21 protein-coding genes are annotated in these 19,973 nt (G+C 39.2%); all 21 read right to left on the reverse strand.

Translation table 11 applies throughout. The features are described from left to right. Positions 1 to 3 precede the first annotated feature (3 nt). The gene (locus tag NOM90_RS18210; protein WP_255944042.1) at positions 4 to 567 is read right to left on the reverse strand and encodes a GNAT family N-acetyltransferase; all 564 of its coding nucleotides are present in this window, start codon (positions 565 to 567) and stop codon (positions 4 to 6) included. Between the two features lie 28 nt (positions 568 to 595). Further along, the gene (locus NOM90_RS18215) at positions 596 to 1,324 is read right to left on the reverse strand and encodes a glycosyltransferase family protein (RefSeq protein ID WP_255944044.1); all 729 of its coding nucleotides are present in this window, start codon (positions 1,322 to 1,324) and stop codon (positions 596 to 598) included. Positions 1,325 to 1,361: 37 nt separating this feature from the next. Further along, positions 1,362 to 2,510 carry a glycosyltransferase family 2 protein gene (locus tag NOM90_RS18220; RefSeq protein WP_255944046.1) on the reverse strand — a complete coding sequence of 383 codons (1,149 nt, stop codon included), beginning with the start codon at positions 2,508 to 2,510 and terminating at the stop codon, positions 1,362 to 1,364. Between the two features lie 40 nt (positions 2,511 to 2,550). Continuing rightward, positions 2,551 to 3,315: a class I SAM-dependent DNA methyltransferase gene (locus NOM90_RS18225; RefSeq protein ID WP_255944048.1), complete on the reverse strand. Its 765-nt coding sequence runs from the start codon at positions 3,313 to 3,315 to the stop codon at positions 2,551 to 2,553. Beyond that, entirely contained in the window at positions 3,312 to 4,439 is a 1,128-nt protein-coding gene (locus NOM90_RS18230; RefSeq protein ID WP_255944050.1) for a DegT/DnrJ/EryC1/StrS family aminotransferase, read from the reverse strand. The genes NOM90_RS18225 and NOM90_RS18230 overlap by 4 nt, the downstream gene beginning before the upstream one ends. A 35-nt stretch (positions 4,440 to 4,474) precedes the next feature. Further along, a complete protein-coding gene (locus NOM90_RS18235; protein WP_255944052.1) occupies positions 4,475 to 5,584 on the reverse strand; it encodes a glycosyltransferase family 2 protein in 1,110 nt (369 codons plus the stop codon). 13 nt (positions 5,585 to 5,597) lie between these two features. Continuing rightward, positions 5,598 to 6,911, reverse strand: a complete 1,314-nt coding sequence (locus tag NOM90_RS18240; protein WP_255944054.1) for a nucleotide sugar dehydrogenase — start codon at positions 6,909 to 6,911, stop codon at positions 5,598 to 5,600. Between the two features lie 37 nt (positions 6,912 to 6,948). Then, on the reverse strand, positions 6,949 to 7,854 hold the full coding sequence (locus NOM90_RS18245) for a hypothetical protein (protein ID WP_255944057.1): 906 nt from the start codon (positions 7,852 to 7,854) through the stop codon (positions 6,949 to 6,951). A 21-nt stretch (positions 7,855 to 7,875) separates the two neighbouring features. Further along, positions 7,876 to 8,313 carry a hypothetical protein gene (locus NOM90_RS18250; protein WP_255944059.1) on the reverse strand — a complete coding sequence of 146 codons (438 nt, stop codon included), beginning with the start codon at positions 8,311 to 8,313 and terminating at the stop codon, positions 7,876 to 7,878. Positions 8,314 to 8,339: 26 nt separating this feature from the next. Continuing rightward, the gene (locus NOM90_RS18255) at positions 8,340 to 9,530 is read right to left on the reverse strand and encodes a glycosyltransferase family 4 protein (protein WP_255944061.1); all 1,191 of its coding nucleotides are present in this window, start codon (positions 9,528 to 9,530) and stop codon (positions 8,340 to 8,342) included. Positions 9,531 to 9,549: 19 nt separating this feature from the next. Further along, entirely contained in the window at positions 9,550 to 10,887 is a 1,338-nt protein-coding gene (locus tag NOM90_RS18260) for a sugar phosphate nucleotidyltransferase (protein ID WP_255944063.1), read from the reverse strand. Beyond that, positions 10,884 to 11,843, reverse strand: a complete 960-nt coding sequence (locus NOM90_RS18265) for a GDP-L-fucose synthase family protein (protein ID WP_255944065.1) — start codon at positions 11,841 to 11,843, stop codon at positions 10,884 to 10,886. The genes NOM90_RS18260 and NOM90_RS18265 overlap by 4 nt, the downstream gene beginning before the upstream one ends. A 49-nt stretch (positions 11,844 to 11,892) precedes the next feature. Beyond that, positions 11,893 to 12,984: a GDP-mannose 4,6-dehydratase gene (gene gmd / locus NOM90_RS18270; protein ID WP_255944067.1), complete on the reverse strand. Its 1,092-nt coding sequence runs from the start codon at positions 12,982 to 12,984 to the stop codon at positions 11,893 to 11,895. A 13-nt stretch (positions 12,985 to 12,997) separates the two neighbouring features. Then, positions 12,998 to 14,101, reverse strand: a complete 1,104-nt coding sequence (locus tag NOM90_RS18275; RefSeq protein ID WP_255944069.1) for a glycosyltransferase family 2 protein — start codon at positions 14,099 to 14,101, stop codon at positions 12,998 to 13,000. 44 nt (positions 14,102 to 14,145) lie between these two features. Further along, entirely contained in the window at positions 14,146 to 15,162 is a 1,017-nt protein-coding gene (locus NOM90_RS18280) for a UDP-N-acetylglucosamine 4,6-dehydratase family protein (RefSeq protein WP_255944071.1), read from the reverse strand. 6 nt (positions 15,163 to 15,168) lie between these two features. Continuing rightward, the gene (locus NOM90_RS18285; protein ID WP_255944073.1) at positions 15,169 to 16,968 is read right to left on the reverse strand and encodes a motility associated factor glycosyltransferase family protein; all 1,800 of its coding nucleotides are present in this window, start codon (positions 16,966 to 16,968) and stop codon (positions 15,169 to 15,171) included. A 123-nt stretch (positions 16,969 to 17,091) separates the two neighbouring features. Continuing rightward, positions 17,092 to 17,436 carry a hypothetical protein gene (locus NOM90_RS18290; RefSeq protein WP_255944075.1) on the reverse strand — a complete coding sequence of 115 codons (345 nt, stop codon included), beginning with the start codon at positions 17,434 to 17,436 and terminating at the stop codon, positions 17,092 to 17,094. Further along, positions 17,436 to 17,819, reverse strand: coding sequence for a flagellar export chaperone FliS (fliS, locus tag NOM90_RS18295; protein ID WP_255944076.1), 384 nt, complete (start codon positions 17,817 to 17,819; stop codon positions 17,436 to 17,438). The genes NOM90_RS18290 and fliS overlap by 1 nt, the downstream gene beginning before the upstream one ends. A 20-nt stretch (positions 17,820 to 17,839) precedes the next feature. Then, entirely contained in the window at positions 17,840 to 19,342 is a 1,503-nt protein-coding gene (fliD, locus tag NOM90_RS18300) for a flagellar filament capping protein FliD (RefSeq protein WP_255944078.1), read from the reverse strand. A gap of 15 nt (positions 19,343 to 19,357) precedes the next feature. Continuing rightward, complete coding sequence (locus NOM90_RS18305; RefSeq protein ID WP_255944080.1) at positions 19,358 to 19,726, reverse strand: flagellar protein FlaG; 369 nt, start codon at positions 19,724 to 19,726, stop codon at positions 19,358 to 19,360. Between the two features lie 157 nt (positions 19,727 to 19,883). Continuing rightward, on the reverse strand, positions 19,884 to 19,973 hold a 90-nt coding region (locus tag NOM90_RS18310; protein WP_255944090.1), incomplete at its 5' end, for a flagellin.

A 19,973-nucleotide genomic window follows, 5' to 3' on the forward strand; every position in this document is an offset into this window, starting at 1 on the left:
ACCTCACCCCTTCAAACAACCATGTAATAATGAATCGACATATCGTCCGTTAATATAGACATGATCAAGCATTCTGCCTTCGTAAATGAATCCGTTTTGCTCTAAAACTCGAACATGCAGAGGACGAATGTCATAGGTCTCCGTGAACAAACGATGCAACCCAAGCTCATCAAAAGCAATCTGTTTCATTAAGCTCAAAAAAGAACCGAAGTCGCTTGTATAGCGCTCGGTCGCCTGCTCACTACTTCTCTCCGTCTGCAGCAAATACGAAATTTCCGCGCGCTTATGTTCCCAATTCAAGTTGGTTAGCCCGCCGTATCCAATTAGTTCGTTATCCAAAAAAAAGCCGAATAACATTAACTTCGGTTGAGTTTGGTTGAAGCTGGGTTCAATCACTTGTCGGTAATACTGTTGCTGATCCTCATCAGTCAACAAGCGTCCTTGTCTGAGTACGTCCATTTGCTCGTTTCTCCAGCGTTTGATCGACTGCATATACGATTCTTCAAGCCTCGAAATTCGGTAAGAAGCATGAACATGATGATTCTGACCAAGGATTTGATAGGACAAGTTGCACCTCCATTTTGAAAAGTAAAGCTTATTCACCTAATTTTTTTTGTACAACGTTTGCATTTATAAGTGGAAGATCTGGACGCTTACCGAACAATTCATAAATCTCGGACCATCCAAAAATCTTCCCTTGGTAAAGAAGACGATATATTTCAGAAATCAAATTCCAATCTTCTTCGGTATCAAGCGTTAAGCGATACTGCGATTGGTTCATTTCATTCGCGTATCCTTCAACTCTGAATAATTCAGGATGCTGGTATAAATAGGGAGTCACATGTTCAAATTCGTACTCTACTGTTGCTTCGCGATACGCACGTTCTAGTGCTTCGAAAGTAAAAACCTCTGTATCGAGTCCTCTGGGAAAAGTGTTACTCAAGCCACTACTAACATAATCATGCCCACCTTCTAAAAACCTTTGAATGATGCGATCCGATACATCCGGGTCAAGTAGCGGACAATCGGAAGTGATCCGAACAATAGAATCTGCCTGAGCCGTCTTGGCAGCATTATAGTAACGGCTAAGCACATGATCTAAGCTCCCTTTATAATACGCTACTCCATATTTTTGAGCTTCTTTAACAATCATCTCGTCTTCAATAAGCGATGAAGTCGCAACAATAACTTCGTCGATAGACGGGATGGCCTGACACCGACCTATAACATGCCCCAATACTGTACGATCTATCAAGGTTTTCATTACTTTTCCCGGTAGGCGCGTTGAACCCATTCTGGCTTGAATAATTGCAACTGTTCTCATGGATGACCTCCGCTGTACCCTCAACGATCTTTTAAATTTATAGTTTATAATTTTCGGCATGAATAACTTCTTGCCGCAAAGGGCGTTCTGTCAACTTCAATGTAGATAATTCTTTTAATCCAAGTAATTTTAAATTCCGCATAGCATCCTGATAATCGATACGCAATGCTAATGCTTGACGAATATAGAATTCCGCGGCTTTCGTTTTCTGTTCGATTAGCTGCTTTAATACACCGATATTGTTTAACACAGCCGCATTGGGCGGGTATAGATCAGAATGATTGAGTTCCAAAAACTTTTCCAGACTATTTTGAAATTCTCCAATTTTGAAATAACTGGTCGCCAGAGCAAACGAATTCTCAAAAGACGTAACCTCTACCTTTTGCAAAAAACGAATAGCATCATTTGGGCGCTCTATCCAAGTATAAGCTGCTGCGATCGCCGTATTTGCCGCATCCGCACCATGTTGTAAAGCTATCTTGTCGTGCAAATCAGTCAAATTTAGCTTTTCAATCACTTTTTTGGTCATTTGCAATGCTAGAGTTCCGTCAGCAGATAGATTGTCTTCATGGATTCGATACGAGGTTAATATAGAATGCTCAATAGCAAACTTTCGACCTTTAATAATCATACTTAAAAACAGATCATAGTCTTCAGCGCTAGACAATGTGTCATCAAACCGAACATCATGATCTGCTCGAATTAAAGAAAGGCCAACCCAAAAATGGTTACGTTCTAGTAACTTGAGCAGTGCATTTTCATTATCAAGGTCAGGCGGATAGCTTTTAATACTCTGATTTGGAAGACCTAAGGAATCAATCATTTCACATTCATGAAAAACCATATCTGATCCGGTTTGAATCATTTTTGCGTAAGTTCGTTCGAGCCGCTCTGGATGTTGCAAATCGTCCGAATCAACCATCATAATAATATCAGAAAGACTATTTTGGATTCCTGTATTTCTCGCACTAGCAGCTCCTTGATTACGATCATGACGGATCATACGGACTTTTTGTGGATAGAGTTTTGTAAAACCCTCAACGATTTCAACGGTAGAATCTATACTACAATCGTCCACAATCAGTAGCTCAAAATCCTGAAAAGTCTGAACCAGTATACTTTTGATCGCCGCTTCAATATACTTTTCGCGATTGTAAACCGGCATCACGATTGAGACTTTCGACATAAGCCACCTTCTTTCTGCACGATATGTATATAGCTTCTGTTCAACGTTTTTTCAGTACATAAATTACATTCCACGTATCGGTTCCTGGCATTTTTCCCGTTTCAAATTCTACACAACTCAAAATCTCAAATCCTTTTTTTTGCGCGATCCAAGATAACTCTTCCTCAAAAAAGTAGCGCATGATGTGCAGCTCATCCAACTTTTCAATAGTACCGTTACTCCGGTCTTCAATAAAAACATCGTATTTGACATGAACGGTATTCGTTGAAGGCAGCAGCTTGGGCTCTGCAATTCGAGTAATCCTTGCATGCTCATCTTGCATATGTTTAACGCGTACGACAGGAGGATCGGATAATACTGCCGGACCATGCCAACAATCAAATATAAAATAACTGTCATCTTCAAGATGAAGATATGCCGTTTCCAATACTTTTTCCAGATCGTTGTAACTGTTCTGATAGCTTACTACATGAAAAAGGGAGAGCACGGCATCGAACTTGCGCTCCGTCCGAAACGAACGAATATCGGATTGCTCTACCGAAACTTCGTGAGACGCTGTCTGTTGAATAATATGCTGCTTAGCCTGCTCGATCATAGCGGCACTGAGATCAACTCCATGTACGCGGTAGCCCAGTTTACTTAGTCGTACAGCATGTTTCGCAGTTCCGCAGCCTAGCTCCAGCAGATCGCGGCCAGACAACGATAATTCTTGCAGGATAGAATGGATATATTCGGCTTCTTGCGTATAATTTTTATCCTTGTACAGCAAGTCGTAATATCTGGCATATTTATCGAAAACCGTCATTCTCGCTCCTCCTTAAGTATAGAAATCAATACCTTCGTCACATGGCGAATTTGTTCGTTTGTCAGGGTCAACCCGCTAGGTAAATAAAAACCTCGGCGCGCGATAAGTTCCGCATGAGGCAAAGATTCATCAGAGACAATCCCCATTTTGCGGAATACAGGCTGTTCATGCATTGGCCAGAAGAAAGGACGGGTTCCGATTCCGCTTTGCTTCAACTTTTCCATAACTTCTTCGACTGAACATCGGATTGAATCTTGAAGTACCACACCAAAAACCCAATAGATATTTTCGGCATACTCGGTCCGCTCGACAGGCAGCTGCAACCCTTCTACATCAGTCAGCAGTTTACGATATAATCTTCCAATTTCTCTTTTTCGTTGGACCGTTTGATCAAGTCTTTCTAATTGTGCGACTCCCAGAGCGGCTTGAAGATTTGTCATGCGAAAGTTGGAACCAATCTCGTCATGAACGAAACGACGTTCCGGCTTAAAGCATAAATTACGCAGCGAAGCGCAACGTTCAGCCAATTTTGGATCGTCAGTCAATACCATTCCGCCCTCACCGGTCGTGATGTGTTTGTTAGGATAGAAACTGAAAATGCTAATATCACCGAAACTTCCGCATTGTTTTTCTTTATAGGTCTGCCCATGCATCTCAGCCGCATCTTCGATTACGTAAAGACCGTGCTTTTTGGCGAGTTGTAAAACGGGGTCTATGTCTGTCGGTAGCCCATAAATATGCACAAGCATAATAGCTTTTGTACGTGCTGTGATGCGAGATTCAATTTGATCCGGGTTCATGTTCCATGTGTATGGATCGCAATCGACAAATACGGGTACACCGCCTACTTTAACGACAGCCGCTGCACACGAAATAATCGTGAAGGTAGGCATGACGACTTCGTCTCCTGGCTGAATTCGCAACGCCTGAATGGCAACCTCCAGCGCAGCCGTACCATTTGAAACGGCTACTCCGTAACGACGACCCACACTTGCAGCTGTTTCTTTCTCAAAACGATCGATAAACGGGCCTTCCGACGAAATCCAGCCTGTATCGATGCACTCTATTAGATACTTTTTCTCATTACCATCCAGTAAAGGCTCATTGACAGGTATAAAGTTCATCTCCATGGCCTCCAATTGTTTTAAATTGCTTTGTGCTACATGACTGATTCAAACATTTTGGAAGTGACAGCACGATCAGTTAAGCCTAACTTCAATAAATCTCTTAACATATTCATTGCGCTCCCTTGACTTGCTAACACGACAATATCAGGGTTCAGTTCTTTTATTTTACTTAATGGATATACAGGAAACCCTTTGAATAAATCTGAAGTATAATAATTATCTACGAAAAAAAGAGTAGCTTTTTGATCTTCACTCAATTTTGACGTAATTTGAAGCCCTAAGCTTGAAGTACCAAATATACAAATTTTCTTGCAATTTTTGATCTTTTTTTCTTGTTTCTTCAAAAACCAATATAGCTTTTTATCTAATACATCGGAAGATTCACCTATTTTATTATATTCATCAATGAGATATGAGGAATAATGATACAGTACTATAGAACCAACATATTGCTCAATTTCTTTCTCATGCTTGTTGATTATATACTCTATCCCTTGTAAACCACGTTTGGTGTTTTTCGAGATCGTTTCGCCTTCATGCAAATGATAAATAAAAAGTGGAGTACTGCAATAGGAAAACTCAAAGTATTTAGCAAGATTTATGCTTGTATCCCACTCTTGGTAAGCAGGTACGTTTTCGTCCAGCAAGCCAGCAACTTCAAAACATTCTTTTTTCACCAATAGACCTGGAAACGTGGTGTCAGATTGAATCAACAACTGCTCATAGATTTTTTTTTCATAACCTCTAGTCCCAAAAACTTCGATGTTTTCCCGAGTTTTAATAAAACATTCGCAATAGTTTATTGAAGTACCTGTATCAATTGCTGTATTTAACTGTGTCATCAACTTATCTGGTAGCCATTCATCATCAGAATCCTGAAAAGCGATCCATTCCCCTTTTGCATTCTGAATTCCAGCATTTCGCGCAGCCTGTGCTCCGCTATTAGTCGAAAGCTGTATACTTCTCACACGAGGATCAAGATATGCGTTGATTTCATAAGCAGTATGATCAGTAGAAGCATCGTCGACTACAATAACCTCAATATTTGTGTACGTCTGTCGAATAACTGAATCCAAACAATATTTGAGGGTTTGTTCACGATTGTAAGCAGGAATAATTACTGAAATCAGCGGTAAATTCATCGCAACTCTCCTATCATAAGCTCCAATATTCAAATCCGTTCTCCTCATAAAGTTGCTGATTCAATGAGCTTTTCAAATCAATAATGAGCTTATCCTTCCTTTTTAAAACTGTACTGTAATAAGCTATGTCACATTTCTCCAATACTTCTTTATGAGGAACAGCTAATATAATTGCGTCTACTTCACAAATCTCATTCAACTCAACTAAATCAACATTATATTCTTGTTTAGCTTCTTGATTTGATACTAAAGGATCACTAATTATACTCTTTACTCCATATTCTTTAAGCTCTTTAATGATATCGATTACCTTAGAATTTCTTATATCGCTACAATTCTCTTTAAAAGCTAGACCAATGATGGCTACAACTGAATTTTTTACCGGAATATTAGCATTGATCATCTTTTTTATAACACGGGTTGCAATATGACTTCCCATTCCATCATTCACTTTTCTACCTGATGCTATGATCTGAGAATGATAACCTAGTTGATTGGCTTTATATATGAAATAATATGGGTCTACTCCAATGCAATGACCACCCACGAGACCAGGTTTGAAATCCATAAAATTCCACTTTGTCTTTGCAGCTTTTAGCACCTCATGAGTGCTAATATTCATCTTCTCGAAGATAATTGAAAGTTCATTCATAAATGCAATATTTATATCTCGCTGAGAATTCTCGATCACTTTGGCCGCTTCTGCTACTTTAATTGAAGGTGCAACATAAATTTCTGCTGCAATAATCGAGCCATATAATTTTTTCATTACTTCTACAGACATTGTGCTTGAAGCAGATACTACTTTCGAAATATTCGTTAAACGATGTATCTTGTCTCCAGGATTTATTCGTTCAGGCGAATAGCCAACTTCAAAATCCAAACCAAATTTAAAGCCGGATTCCTGCTCAATCAAAGGAACACAAATTTCTTCAGTAGTGCCGGGATATACTGTAGACTCAAAAATCACAAGAGCATTTTTATTCAGATTCCTACCGACTGTTTTAGAAGCCTCAACAATGGGTATTAAATTAGGTGTTTTATCAGGGTTTATAGGTGTAGGCACACATACAATATGAATAGTACAAAGTGAAATTTCTTCTTCTCTATACGTAAACGTTATATCTGAAATTAATAATTCTTGACTTCCTACTTCCTGTGTAGGGTCAATTCCCTTTTTAAGAAGATCAATCTTATTTTCGTCAATATCAAAACCGATTACTTTATATTTTTTGGACAATTCAATAGCTAAAGGAAGACCTACATATCCCATACCTATAACAGAAATTACTGCTGTGCCTTTTTGAAGCTTTAGAAAATCAATCATATTTTAGCGTTCCCTTCATAAATGCACCAAGTTAGTTTTATAATCCCAAGCAATTATTGTTTTTATAAAACACGCTTGTATAAGAAGCATAATCAGCTAAAGCTTTCATTCCTTTTAATTGTAAGCATTTGAACCCTTGTTTTTTCAAATATTCAAAGCCAGATTCGTAGTAATCTCGCTCTGTATCATCCCAAACGATAACGCCGTTCTCTGTCAAATTCCCAATAGAATTAATAGCACAATTAACTCGATCTCTTCCATCTACGAAAACCAAATCAAATTTGTCGTACGATTTTATCGTTCTGGAATAATCTCCATCGTATTCTAAATTTTTGTACACCAATTCTGTGTTTTCTTTGTTAACGCGTGTTTCTACATAGTCATACCAATCTTTGTCGTGGTCAACCGAAACCACTTTTTTGACACGTTCGCTCCACCAAATAGTACTATGACCCATACCATATTCAAAAACAGTCATGTCTTTGTTTACGCGTGTTCTCAAAAGCTCTAGCAATGAATAATTAATCCAAGGTATCGCATTTCCCCACTGATCAACCGATTGACCTTCTTCAAAGCTTTTGTAGAAACCTTCCTCTTTTAAATAAGCGATTTTCAAGTGATATTCTTTGAACATTTTGTAAAACGATAGATAAGGATCATCGTAGATCGTTATGACTTCGCATGAAAAAACATTTTCTAGATCTTTTTTTAGATTTCTAGCTACGTTCTCTTCTCCTACAGCAACAACTAAGAGTTGAATGCCACTTTTCGTTTCGTCGGGAACAAGTTCCACATTCTTGTAAATAGGGATCTCATCTAAAATTTCTTGGTGTCTATTCTCAGGTTGACGATCCAAAAAGAAGACAACTTCATGTCCTTGTAACTTTAAGATTTGATCTGCATAACAACCTGATAAACTGGCTCCATAAATAGCTACTTTCATAACTTACCTCCTAAATTTTACTCAATTAGATTTACAAATCCGAATTGCCTGCTTTTCGACTCCAGTAAAGCGAGTCTTATCTTTTTCGCCAATGTGAGGCCCTTGTTTAACCTCGATCATTTCGATTTCTTCCAATACTTCAAAACCATGTCCACCGCGAATCAGTAAAATAGTATCGCCCTCGTTTAGGATATGGCTCTCAAAATAAAACTGTTGTTCGTCATAAAAATCGACACGTAACTTTCCCTTTCGAATCAGCAACACTTCTTGCGTATACACCACTTGCCTAGGTACAGCATTATGAACATGAGCATCAATCACTTTGCCTTTGGGATGGTGCATATATGCAAGTTGCTGCGAAAGCTCATTGGGCGTTACAAAAGTTATACCTTCCTTATGATAATGACTGCGTATGACAATTGCATACAATATGCCATTCGCCTCAATATTTTCAATCATGTTGTTTCCTCCTGCCCGGATAAGTTTTACGTCAATACTTCAATGATTTGCATCAAGTTCTCGCCAAATTGCGTTTTACCCCAATCTGAAGATCGACGACTGCCTTTTTGTACAAGTTCCTCACTGACTTTTGTGTTTGTCCAAAGTGTTTGGATACGATCTGCAATTTCTTCAACCGAATTCGGATCAAAAAACAGTGCAGCATCGCCTAATTGCTCTGGCATACCATAAATACCGGATATGGCTACCGGGCATTGTAAAACAAAGGCTTCTAGCGGCGGAATGTTAGTCGGACCAAAGAAAGTAGGCATAACTAGTCCGCTCGATTTTTTATAAAGTAAAGGCATTTCCTCATCTTTAACATAGCCGAGAAAAACAAACTGATTCTGTAATCCGTATGCCTCAATTTGCTCAATCAATTTTGTATAAGTCTCTGAACGTGCAGTTCCCGTATGACTTCCTACAAAAACAAAGTTTACCCGGATGTGTTTCTCATTCAGTAAGCGTACCGCTTCAACAATCGAAGCATGGTTTTTGTGTTCCCAAAATTGAGCCGGATAAAATAAATAACGTTCTGGCAAACTTTCGGATACAGCGGGTGACAACCTCATTTTAGGCGGAGAATTATAAATATAGTTAGGCGGAATGTACGGTTGTACAAATGCGCAGTCTTCTTTCACGCCATAGGTCTCTATCAATTGCTGTTTGCCGACTTCAGAATCAACCAATACCCCTTTGGTATGTTCTACAATATTTTGATAGACCCAATCTCTATAAGAGGCTTCTCCGTTATCAGATACTTCAGGAAAACGCGATTCGTACCGATGCATTAAATCATGAACGGTAGTGAGCGCAGGTACATCGACTTGAAAAGAGTAACTATCCTGAGAAGGAAATATCCATAGATCACACTGTTGCTCTTTCAATATTTTTCCGATTGGATGAATTTCTCCTGTAACCTCTTTCCAGAGGGTATAAGATAGACCTTTTTTTCTCCATTCCCGCCCTAATTCCTGTCCCCAATGGACGAGTGGGCATTCGATAGCTTGAACTTCAGTGTCTTCTAGGTAAGTCAGCCATTCTTTATACGTATAAGCAGCTACAATCTGATAACGATCCGAAGGCAAGTCGCTTAATGCTTGCAATACCGTTTGTGCATATTGAAAAATGCCTCCAAATCCAGGAAAGCAGTGAAGAAAGATACCGATTTTTTTCATATAGATCTGTCCCCCGCAGCTAATTCATTGGTTGAATATCATTGATACTAATCATCATAAATTCTAACTCGGTGTAGGCATGAATTGAATTTGAAGAATCCGCAGTATTTTCGAGTTCCAATGTCGTGCCCACTTTCAGCGATATATTTTTCTCTTCGACGCTAATGAGCCCTTCTCCAAACATCACAGTCACTCGAGTAAGGCTACATGAATAACCCGCCATCTTCTGTAAAAACGGAATTTCAACTTTACAATCTTTAAAAATTCTGAACTTACTGACTGTATATTCTTGCTCGCTTTGAACACTGTGATCGATAACTTTGTACCAACCCCAAGACTTTTCTTCATACATAAGGCGTTGTTGAAATCCGGTAAGCAACTCTTTCAAACGTGGGCTAGCAGATTTATCTGTTACAAGAATTCCTTCTGGACTTGTAGCGACAACAGCGTTTGAAATACCGAGAACGTGAACCGGTATACCTAACTCGTTTACAACATGCGTATTCGAACAGTCAGCACTCATTTTTCCTTTTCCAATAAAAGAATCCGCGATTTCTTCCGTTAATGTATTCCAGGTTCCGAGATCTTTCCAATCTCCTTCATAGGTAGCAGCAACAATATGCTCCGACGTTTCGAGTATTTCGTAATCGAAACTTTGTGCTTCTAATTTCGAGTAAGAAGCGAAAAAGGAATCATACTCCAGTGAAACACCTCTTTCAGACATTTTGTTTAGCAAATATGAACCTTTAAAAGCAAAAACTCCACAATTCCATAGCCCGCCTTCAGCAATAAGTTCTTCTGCTTGCTTTTCGCTAGGTTTCTCAACAAATCGTTTAATGTTAGCAAACGGAGCAGCGTTACCTTTAGAATCTGGAATCATATATCCATACTTTGCAGAAGGATAAGTAGGCTTAACCCCTATCAATCCGATATCGGCTCCGCTCTTCAATAATAAGCCTTCAAGTGCAGGCAACTTTAGAAATAGCTCTCGGTCTACATAAGAATCGACTGGAAGGACGATCACAACTTCGTCTGTCTTTAGCTTTTTTTGATGGTGCAGACACAATACAGATAAAAATATAGCTGGAAGCGTATCTTTTCTTTCAGGCTCGACAATAAATGAGGCGCGATCATCCAGTTGTTGCTGCAAAATTTCAATCTGCCCTGCTCCGGCTGTAATAAATACATCTTTGGAAAGCCCGGCTTCATTTAACTGGCGCCAAATTCGCTGAACCATAGACTCGTACTGCTGAGAATCAGGACCAGGAAGTATTTTCAAAAACTGCTTGGAACGGGAGTCACTGGATAGCGGCCATAATCGCTTCCCTGAACCGCCGGATAACAGAACAATTTTCATTTTCTTATAGCTCCTGTATGCAAACTCTGTTGCTCGTACCAACGGATCGTCTGCTCAATGCCTGAAGTCAAAGAAGTCTGCGCTTTCCAACCCAATGCATTGATCTTTTGTACATCAAGTCTTTTTCGTTCAACCCCATCTGGCTTATCTTGATCATAAACAAAACGACCTTGATAACCTGCGATATCAGCAATTTTACGAGCTAGATCACTGATTGCAATATCTTCTCCTGTTCCGACATTCACAAATCCGCCAATCTGCTCGCTGGTATAAGACTCCATTAAATGAACACAGGCATCAGCTAGGTCATCAGAAAGTAAAAATTCTCGCTTCGGTCTTCCTGTGCCCCAGAGTTTAACCTCGTCCACCCCTTCGTCTCTGGCTTCGATAATTTTTCGAATTAATGCAGGAAGAACATGAGCAGTTTCTAGATTGAAATTATCGTGGGCACCATAAATGTTCGTGGGCATCACAGCTAAATAATCCGTGTTGTATTGACGATTATAGGCTTCACACATTTTGATTCCGGCTATCTTGGCTATCGCATAAGGTTCATTGGTAGGCTCTAATTTACCAGTCAACAAATATTCTTCTTTGATAGGCTGGGCGCATTCTTTTGGATAAATGCAGGAACTTCCGAGAAAAAGCAGCTTTTGGACGCTTGTACGATGTGCCGCCTGAAGAACGTTGAGTTGAATGGAAAGATTATCCGTAATAAATTCGGCTGGATATAATCGATTAGCATCGATTCCGCCCACTCGCGCAGCAGCTAAAAATATATATTCTGGTCGATATTTGTCAAAAAACGAATTAACCTGTTCCGGTTGACGTAAATCGAGTTCATAGCTTCTTTGAGTCAACAAATTTGTATATCCGGCAGATTGAAGTTTTCGATAAATAGCCGAACCTACTAGACCAGTATGACCAGCTACAAATATTTTTGCATGTTTTAACATCGGCGTTCCTCCTTTCTATTCTTCTGTAACAGGATTGAAAAGTAAAATCTTACTCGAATCGATGTGAAGCATAAAATCCGAGCTTTTTCATTTCAATTTCCCGACCAACCCGCTTGAGATCCTCTTCCATCATAAGATCAACTAATCGCTGGAAAGTAACCTTAGGTTTCCAGTTAAGTACTGCTGCCGCTTTGGAAGGATCACCGAGCAGAAGATCAACTTCAGTAGGACGAAAATAATTGCTATCTACTTCTACAACTGTCTTCCCTGTGGACGAATCGATCGCTTTCTCTTGAATTCCGCTACCTTCCCAAGTCAGTTCGATGCCAGCATGACGGAATGCAACCTCTACAAATTCTCTAACCGTATGTGTTTCTCCAGTAGCGATTACAAAATCTTCCGGCTGATCTTGTTGAAGCATCTTCCACATAGCTTCTACATAATCGCCTGCATATCCCCAATCCCTTTTCGCATCCATGTTGCCTAGATACAATTTTTCTTGAAGCCCAAATTTGATGCGAGCTGCGGCACGCGTAATTTTGCGGGTGACAAAGGTTTCTCCTCGAACAGGCGATTCATGATTAAACAAAATCCCATTACATGCAAACATATTATAAGCTTCTCTATAGTTAACTGTGATCCAATAAGCATAAAGCTTGGCTGCTGCATAAGGGCTACGTGGATAGAAAGGCGTTTTCTCAGTTTGAGGCGTTTCCTGAACATCTCCGTAGAGCTCACTGGTCGAAGCTTGATAGAACTTGACTCGATCGGTCATTCCCAAAATTCGAATTGCTTCCAAAAGTCTAAGAGTTCCAATCGCATCTGAATTGGCTGTGTATTCAGGAGTATCGAACGACACTTTTACATGGCTTTGAGCAGCCAAATTGTAAATTTCATCGGGCTGTACGTCTTGAATAATCCGAATTAAGTTGGTAGAGTCTGTCAGATCCCCGTAATGCAACCGAAATACGGTTTCTGAGTCATGAGGGTCTTGATATAAATGATCGATTCGATCGGTATTAAATGAAGAAGATCTTCTCTTGATACCATGCACTTCGTAGCCTTTGCCTAACAAAAGCTCTGCTAGATAAGCTCCATCTTGCCCCGTAATCCCAGTAATTAATGCTTTTTTTCTTTGCATCTTTCGACTCCCCCTATTTCAAACTCCAGTTGATCATGTCTCTCCAGGATATGCAGCGTATAGAGTCAGAAGACATAATATCGGAAAGTTGTGCTTGAACTACCTCATCATGTTTTCCTTCAAAAGCAAAAATCACCGCATCTAACTCTAAGCCATGCTTTTTGAGCCATTCAGGAGAATGCACTTCGACGCCTCCGATAAATGAACCGTGTTTTGCAACTGCATTATCAAGAAAAGCATGAACCCGAATCGAGTTTTTTCGCAAATCTGCTAATACATAAGCGGACATATCTACAGTGCCAAAGATAGCCACATCAAAGATATCTTGATCAATAAGTGAGGAGGAAGCAGACTGACTAGAATCGCATAGAAGAAGCTCTACCCATTTTCGATAATAATCTGCGTTCATATTTACATTTTGTAAAAGCTGCTGCGCATATTCATCTCCAAAATATTTTTTGACGATTGCAGCTTGTTCGTTACGACATGTCTGCTGGTTAACTGGAGAACTGCTAGCGCCAGTCAATCGGAAAAAGGAGATAGTTTCATCAAAATAAAGGAATTGATCCGGGCTTTCCAAGAAAAGTTTAGTAACGAAATCCAAGTCGGAAGCCAAACGATACCTTAAATCAAAACCACCGTATTCTTCCATAACTTTCTTCTTTGCGAATACACCTTGATGCGGAATATTTGCTCCTCTACGCAAAGAAGCTTCCGAAAGCTCGTGCCCAGCCAGTTGATGCCCAAGAAGATCGGAAACCTTTATTACTTTTCCGTACACTGCTTTACATTCTGGATATTTATCAAACTGGGCGTTCACACGAGACAACACATACTCGTCAAAGAAATAATCGTCGGCATTGAGAAAATAGACAACATCTCCAGTAGCTAAGCGAATTCCTTTGTTAAACGCATCGTAGATACCATTATCCTTCTCAGAGACCAATATATCGATTTGGCTTTTATAACGATTGGCAATCGTCATAGTTTGGTCGGTAGAGCCGCCGTCAATAATTAGATATTCTAAATCGCAATTTTTCTGGCTTAGAACACTGAGAATTGTTTGTTCAATATATGCTTCTGCATTTAAACATGCCGTAATCACAGATATTTTCAAACCCTGACTTCCTTTCTTTTTATATTTGTACTTCTAATTTTTGATTAAATTAATTTTTCTTTAATGATCCAATCGAGAATTTCTTCTTTAGAAATGATATCTCTCATTAAAGGAACTGGTTTATTGATACATTTCGCTCCAGTCTCACCATCTAAGTTTTCTTTTTTTCGATATTGCGAAAAAATAATGTACATATCTTCAGTCTCGTTTGCATATTCGACTTCATCTTCTGTCATCAACTCTTCAAACCTTTTTTCGCCTGGTCGAAGCCCAATTTGTTTAATACGTACTGGTCTATTCACGTCGTATTTCGCGCTCAGTTCCTTGATCATGACGTTGGCTAAATCCTCAATCCTGACCACTGGCATTTTTAGAACAAACACTTCACCACCAGTAGCAAGTTCGTTAGCTTTAAGAATGAGTTTGATAGCTTGACCTGGTGTCATCATGTATCGAAGCATGTCTGGATCAGTGATCGTAATTTCGCCTTGTTCAAGAATTTGCTTTTTGAACAGTGGAATAACAGAACCTCTGGAGCCCATGACATTTCCGAAACGAACCGCAGAAAAAACCGTCGAATTAGGTCCCTTATTGAGTTCGGTTGCAGAAATCAGTTTTTCTGCCAGCAATTTAGTCGCACCATATGTATTTGTTGGAGAAATTGCTTTATCTGTACTGATAAAAAGGACTTTTTTGACGTGACTGCTGAGTGCATTTTGAATTACATTTTGTGTACCTAACACATTCGTTTGCACTGCTTCAAAAGGATTATACTCACAAGCAGGAACATGCTTCATCGCCGCACAATGGAATACATAATCGATTCCTTCCATAGCACGACTTAAACGATTAGAATCTCTGACATCCCCAATTAAAAATCTTAGTTGTTCTCTTTCAGAATGGAAGTTAAGTCCCATCTCATATTGTTTGTGCTCATCTCGGCTAAAAATACGAATAACCTGTGGGTGTTCTTCAAGCAGGCAGCGCGTTAAGTGCTGCCCTATCGTACCGGTGCCGCCAATAATTAGGATTTTTTTATTTTGATATAGACTATGTTTCAAATGGCCTCATCCTTTGCGATTGAATCTGTGGACTTCTACCACACCATCTTGCAAAATTTGTTGAACCCAAGGAAGTTCTGCACTAATACCTGAAACAAGATTTCCTAAATGTTCATAAACCAAAGTGGCCTTTTTACGAATTTCAGTTTCTACAATAATCTTTGGAAGTTCCCGATCAAAATTGTTTAGTTGATCCGATAGAACAGTCTCGAAAATAGGGTTAAACCATTCTCTAGCTACTACCTTTGCCCAGGCACTTTCAATATCTTCAAGTGATTTCCAGGCTTTTAATACTTTGTTGCGACTAAGTTCTGGAAGCTTGTCTATTTGCCGTTTGAGTTGACGTAATTCACCTTGCACTTCTAAGCTTTCGCTAAGTACCTTTTCGATTTTTTGCTCAAGAACTTTCAATGTTTCTTTCGATTTTTCGCTTCGATTGACTTGATTTCGATGTTGAATAAGCTCTCTAATTACATTTTCTTGTATAGATTGATTTTTGATTTCTTCATAAACCTCTTCCGCCGATTTCCAACTTGTCCCTAAAATTTCAGCACCTCCACGTGTGGCATTAATAAAATTCACACTTGGAATATTAGAAATCAAACTTTCCAAAGAATCTTTCATCATCAAAAAGGCATTGGTAGTACGATTATATTCACCGAACACGTTTTTTACATAATGCTTTGATTGCTGGACGATCTGATCAACATGCGGACCATAGGCATGTTCGATGCCCGCAGTATAAAATTTATCATTTTGGAAAGAAAGGTCTTGCCCTGTCAAAATGATTTTATTAGCACCAAGCAACGTAGCAACTTGAATAGCAGTACCCGTTACCGTTGGAGTAGGTAAAATTTCAAAATTTTCATTACTGTTTCCAAGTAAATATTTACTTATTACATCGTTTTGTACGATTGAGTAAAATGAATCGTCCAATTTTCGCTTCGAAATTGGGTAAGCTGAAGAAACGTAAAACAGCGATGAATCTAAAGTCCCCTCCATCGAAAAAATATCTTCGTTGATTTCTCCGCCATCCATCACGGTAGAAATATGAGGCTTGATTCCATACTTGACTAAAGCTTGAATGCTTGAACCGGCTGAAATAACAAGTGCGTGAGGAAGAAACTTTTTGATCCATTCGATATCTTGCTCCAACGATGGTCCAGAAGCTACAATAACCGCTGTACTCCCTTTCAAAGAACCTGCTAATTCAAAAATCGAAGGAGAATGAATCATCTCCGCTAATTGATTTACACTATTGGTCAACCAAGTTTTTTGAAAGAGTTTTTCCGTACTACGATTTGATTCAAATAGGTTGCGATAATCAATGAAATCTTCTCTTAACTTTTGTAATTCTTGCATTCCATTCTCTAAATAATGACGAAGTGCTACGAAAGCAAGTTCTTCATTCATATACGTGCAAATTCGGTTGAATAGCATTTTCAATTGAAATTCGCCTATAGAAAACCATAAGATCTTTGGCCATTTTAATAGTTCATCAAGCTCGTATTGTTGCATAACGGTATAGAAAGAACTGGCATTCGGCTCATATACAATGAAGTACCGATCCGGGTACATTTCAATCAAATCAGCAAGTCCAATCCCTCTACCAAAACCATGTACAAAAATGATATTCATATCTCCAACAGAACCTTTGACCGCATTCAGCCAATCCTGGTCTTTTTCGAGAGGTTCAAGAACGGGGGTAGCAGTATTTTCCTTGTTCTGTTCAAATTGATTCAATATATTTACGGTATTTGGAAAACGTTCTTGAAGTACCGCAAGGTTAGACTCAAAATAGGACACGCTATAACCACCATTCCGAAAGTGTTAATTACTATATTTACTATATCGGATTTTTGTAGATTTGAGTGAACATCAACATAAAAAAATCCCCTTTGACCTATTATCAGATCAAAGAGGATATATTTAATTCTTATGATCAATAAACACACTATTCATTGCATAAGCATTATGATAAGCATTTTGTTGGCTTTTAATAGCTCCTTGCTTTTGTATCCATTGACCTGCTTCATTTTTTAAAAAGCTCATTCTATTGATGATTAAAGAATCAAATCCCAGTATATAAGCAATCTGTACACGGTGTTCAGGCGTAATTTTTGGTCGATGTACCTCTAAAGCTTTCACAAGTTCTTCACGCTGACCCGCTAATTGAAGAAGCTCTTCTTCATTCATCAAATCAAGTCGAGCAATAGCTTCCTCGGTAATTTCCTGCAATTTATCGAGGATTTGTCCGACTTCTGTAGCTATCATTATACTTGACCTGCAACGCCCGAAGATTTACTTGCTTCTAGCCATGCTTCGCGCAGGTCATTCAAATATTCCAATACTTCTTCTGCAGGCTCGACCGATTTTTTCACATTAGCTTCAATCAGACGACTCAGCATATATTCATATACTCTTACAAGTTCGTTAGAGATTGGATAATCAAAATTCAAAGAAGATACAAGTTCATGCACGATAGCTTGAGCTTTACAAAGATTGTTATTTGCCATTTCTACATTTTTCGTTGTGATTCCGTCAATGCCCGCTTTAACAAAACGAATAGCTCCGTCATATAACATAATTAAAAGTTTCGGTTTAGATGCGGTCTGTGCCTGCGCTTGTTGGTACTTCTGATGTGGTGAGTAGATCAAAATTTATGCCCTCCCTGTAATTACATGCTCGAAAGACTGGACATCGTTGTATTGTATTTATTCATGGCAGTTTCCATCGCCGTAAATTGCTTATAATAGTTCGTTTCGATTCGGTTCAGACGGCTATTCCAACCTGTAATCTCGCGATCAATAGATGTCAAACGCTGCCCCATCAAACTTGTTGCTAAAAATGTCGAGGTCAAGTCGCTGCTAACTTTAGAAGTACCTGCTTTTTCAGCTAAACTTGCAAGCGAACCGGTTGATATTTTTCTCATTTTCGCCAAAATTCCATCTTCAGCTGCATAATTGTTATTTAAGGTAGCCTTAGAATAATTTTGACCGAAGAACTGATTGACGATATCTGGATTGTCGTTCAAAGCTGCTTTGAGCTTATCTACATCTACAGAAATCTTTCCTTTGGTATCATAAGTTCCTGTGGTGATCCCTAGTTCTGTCATTGTAAGAGGTTTGGACTTCGTTACTCCGCCTACAACTTCCGTTCTTCCGATATCAACACCTTGAATAAAAGCAGATCTCATATCGCTTACAGTACGTTGAAGAATGCTTTCATTTTTCAACATCCCGCTTTTTGCTTTATCGTCCCAAAGCTTCGCTTCGTCATCCGACATTTCTTTTCTTTGCTCACTAGTCAGCGGGGTGTACTTTTTATAACGTTCTTCACCAATTTTACTATTAACTGAAGAAAGAACATCGTTATAAGCCGTAACGAAATCTTGTACCGCTTTTACGACTTTATCGGTATCTTTCGTAACTGTAATTGTCGTTGCGGCATCACCGGCTTGAGTCACAGCATTCAAAGTTAGCGTAACGCCATTGACTTCAACTTGGTTTTTCGCATTTGAGATCTCCAAGCCATTGACTTCGATGATCGAATTCTGTCCACTACCTGCAACTGCTTTGAAATTAAATCCTGAACTTCCTGCTAATGTACCGCTAACATCTACAGCAGTTGAACCAGAAGTTTTATTCGTCAATGACATTTTTCCACTTGTTGAGTCATATACCGCTGTAACACCTGCTTTTGTGTTAGCGTTGATCTGTTTTACAAAATCACTAACTTTAGCAGTAGAATCAGCCGTAATCGTTTCACCATTTATCGTAAGCGACAAAGCTCCCCCAGCTACGGTACTTAAAAGAGGGTCATTTTTAGCTTGGTTCACATCGCCGTCAGAAACAGTTTGCGAAGCTGACGCTAGCTGTTTGACTTTCACTTCAAATGTTCCGCTGGCAGAAGAAGAAGCCGTTGCTGTAAGCGCACCTGTATTTCCCGTAACTGTTGCCTTTTGCGCATTGATCGTACTGCTCTGTGAAAGTTTACTGATACTATCTTGCATGAATGTGACAAGCTTTGTACTCATTTTTCGATAATCGTCACGTTGCCATTCCAGAATCTGCTTTTGCTGATTCAGCTTGTTTAGCGGGCCTTGTCTTGTCGCCATCAAAGATTTTACAAGGGAATCAATATCCATCCCCGATGCCATACCTGAGATTCTTGTTACCATTTAAGCTCCTCCTTGTTACACTTTTTTATCGACCAATATTCCTGTATATTCCATCATTTTCGCTACAACGTCCAAAATTTTCTCTGATGGGATTTCTCGAATGGTATCTCCAGTTTCTTTGTTCATGACTTTAATCATAATCGCGTTTGTTTTTTTATGCACCGAAATTTCAAGACTTTTCTGCGGTCCTTGAATCGCATCAATTGCTTTTTTCAATTCCTGAATCGTTTTTTCTTGATCTTGATGAATTTGAGGAATGGTTGTCATTGGAGCAACTTGTACCGAACTTTCGCTAGGGCTAAATGTATTCTCCTTTTTATTGAAAGGCGGCTGTGGCAGCATAGGAACCGCTGCTCCTAAACCCCCTGTTATGTTTGAACTCATAAGTAAACCTCCAATCGGATTAAGTATACTTTTCCCGCACTACTAGGTTGTTGTTACTTTATATATCGGAATTTGGTCTGAATAGTTTATGAAAACTGAATATAAAAAAATAAAAAACCCCGCTAATGCGAGGTTTTTCACGAATTGATGTTTGAAATTAACGAAGCAGAGACAGTACGCCTTGTGGCGATTGGTTCGCTTGCGACAACATCGATTGCGATGCTTGCAGCAAGATGTTGTTTTTCGA

The organism is Saccharibacillus sp. JS10 (assembly GCF_024436065.1).
Classification (GTDB): Bacteria; Bacillota; Bacilli; order Paenibacillales; family Paenibacillaceae; genus Saccharibacillus.

Bases quoted from the DNA above. Each gene is read 5' to 3' on its own strand.
- NOM90_RS18215 (WP_255944044.1), bottom strand. From the start codon at position 1,324: ATGAGAACAGTTGCAATTATTCAAGCCAGAATGGGTTCAACGCGCCTA.
- NOM90_RS18220 (WP_255944046.1), bottom strand. From the start codon at position 2,510: ATGTCGAAAGTCTCAATCGTGATGCCGGTTTACAATCGCGAAAAGTAT.
- NOM90_RS18225 (WP_255944048.1), bottom strand. From the start codon at position 3,315: ATGACGGTTTTCGATAAATATGCCAGATATTACGACTTGCTGTACAAG.
- NOM90_RS18230 (WP_255944050.1), bottom strand. From the start codon at position 4,439: ATGAACTTTATACCTGTCAATGAGCCTTTACTGGATGGTAATGAGAAA.
- NOM90_RS18235 (WP_255944052.1), bottom strand. From the start codon at position 5,584: ATGAATTTACCGCTGATTTCAGTAATTATTCCTGCTTACAATCGTGAA.
- NOM90_RS18240 (WP_255944054.1), bottom strand. From the start codon at position 6,911: ATGATTGATTTTCTAAAGCTTCAAAAAGGCACAGCAGTAATTTCTGTT.
- NOM90_RS18245 (WP_255944057.1), bottom strand. From the start codon at position 7,854: ATGAAAGTAGCTATTTATGGAGCCAGTTTATCAGGTTGTTATGCAGAT.
- NOM90_RS18250 (WP_255944059.1), bottom strand. From the start codon at position 8,313: ATGATTGAAAATATTGAGGCGAATGGCATATTGTATGCAATTGTCATA.
- NOM90_RS18255 (WP_255944061.1), bottom strand. From the start codon at position 9,530: ATGAAAAAAATCGGTATCTTTCTTCACTGCTTTCCTGGATTTGGAGGC.
- NOM90_RS18260 (WP_255944063.1), bottom strand. From the start codon at position 10,887: ATGAAAATTGTTCTGTTATCCGGCGGTTCAGGGAAGCGATTATGGCCG.
- NOM90_RS18265 (WP_255944065.1), bottom strand. From the start codon at position 11,843: ATGTTAAAACATGCAAAAATATTTGTAGCTGGTCATACTGGTCTAGTA.
- gmd (WP_255944067.1), bottom strand. From the start codon at position 12,984: ATGCAAAGAAAAAAAGCATTAATTACTGGGATTACGGGGCAAGATGGA.
- NOM90_RS18290 (WP_255944075.1), bottom strand. From the start codon at position 17,436: ATGATAGCTACAGAAGTCGGACAAATCCTCGATAAATTGCAGGAAATT.
- fliD (WP_255944078.1), bottom strand. From the start codon at position 19,342: ATGGTAACAAGAATCTCAGGTATGGCATCGGGGATGGATATTGATTCC.
- NOM90_RS18305 (WP_255944080.1), bottom strand. From the start codon at position 19,726: ATGAGTTCAAACATAACAGGGGGTTTAGGAGCAGCGGTTCCTATGCTG.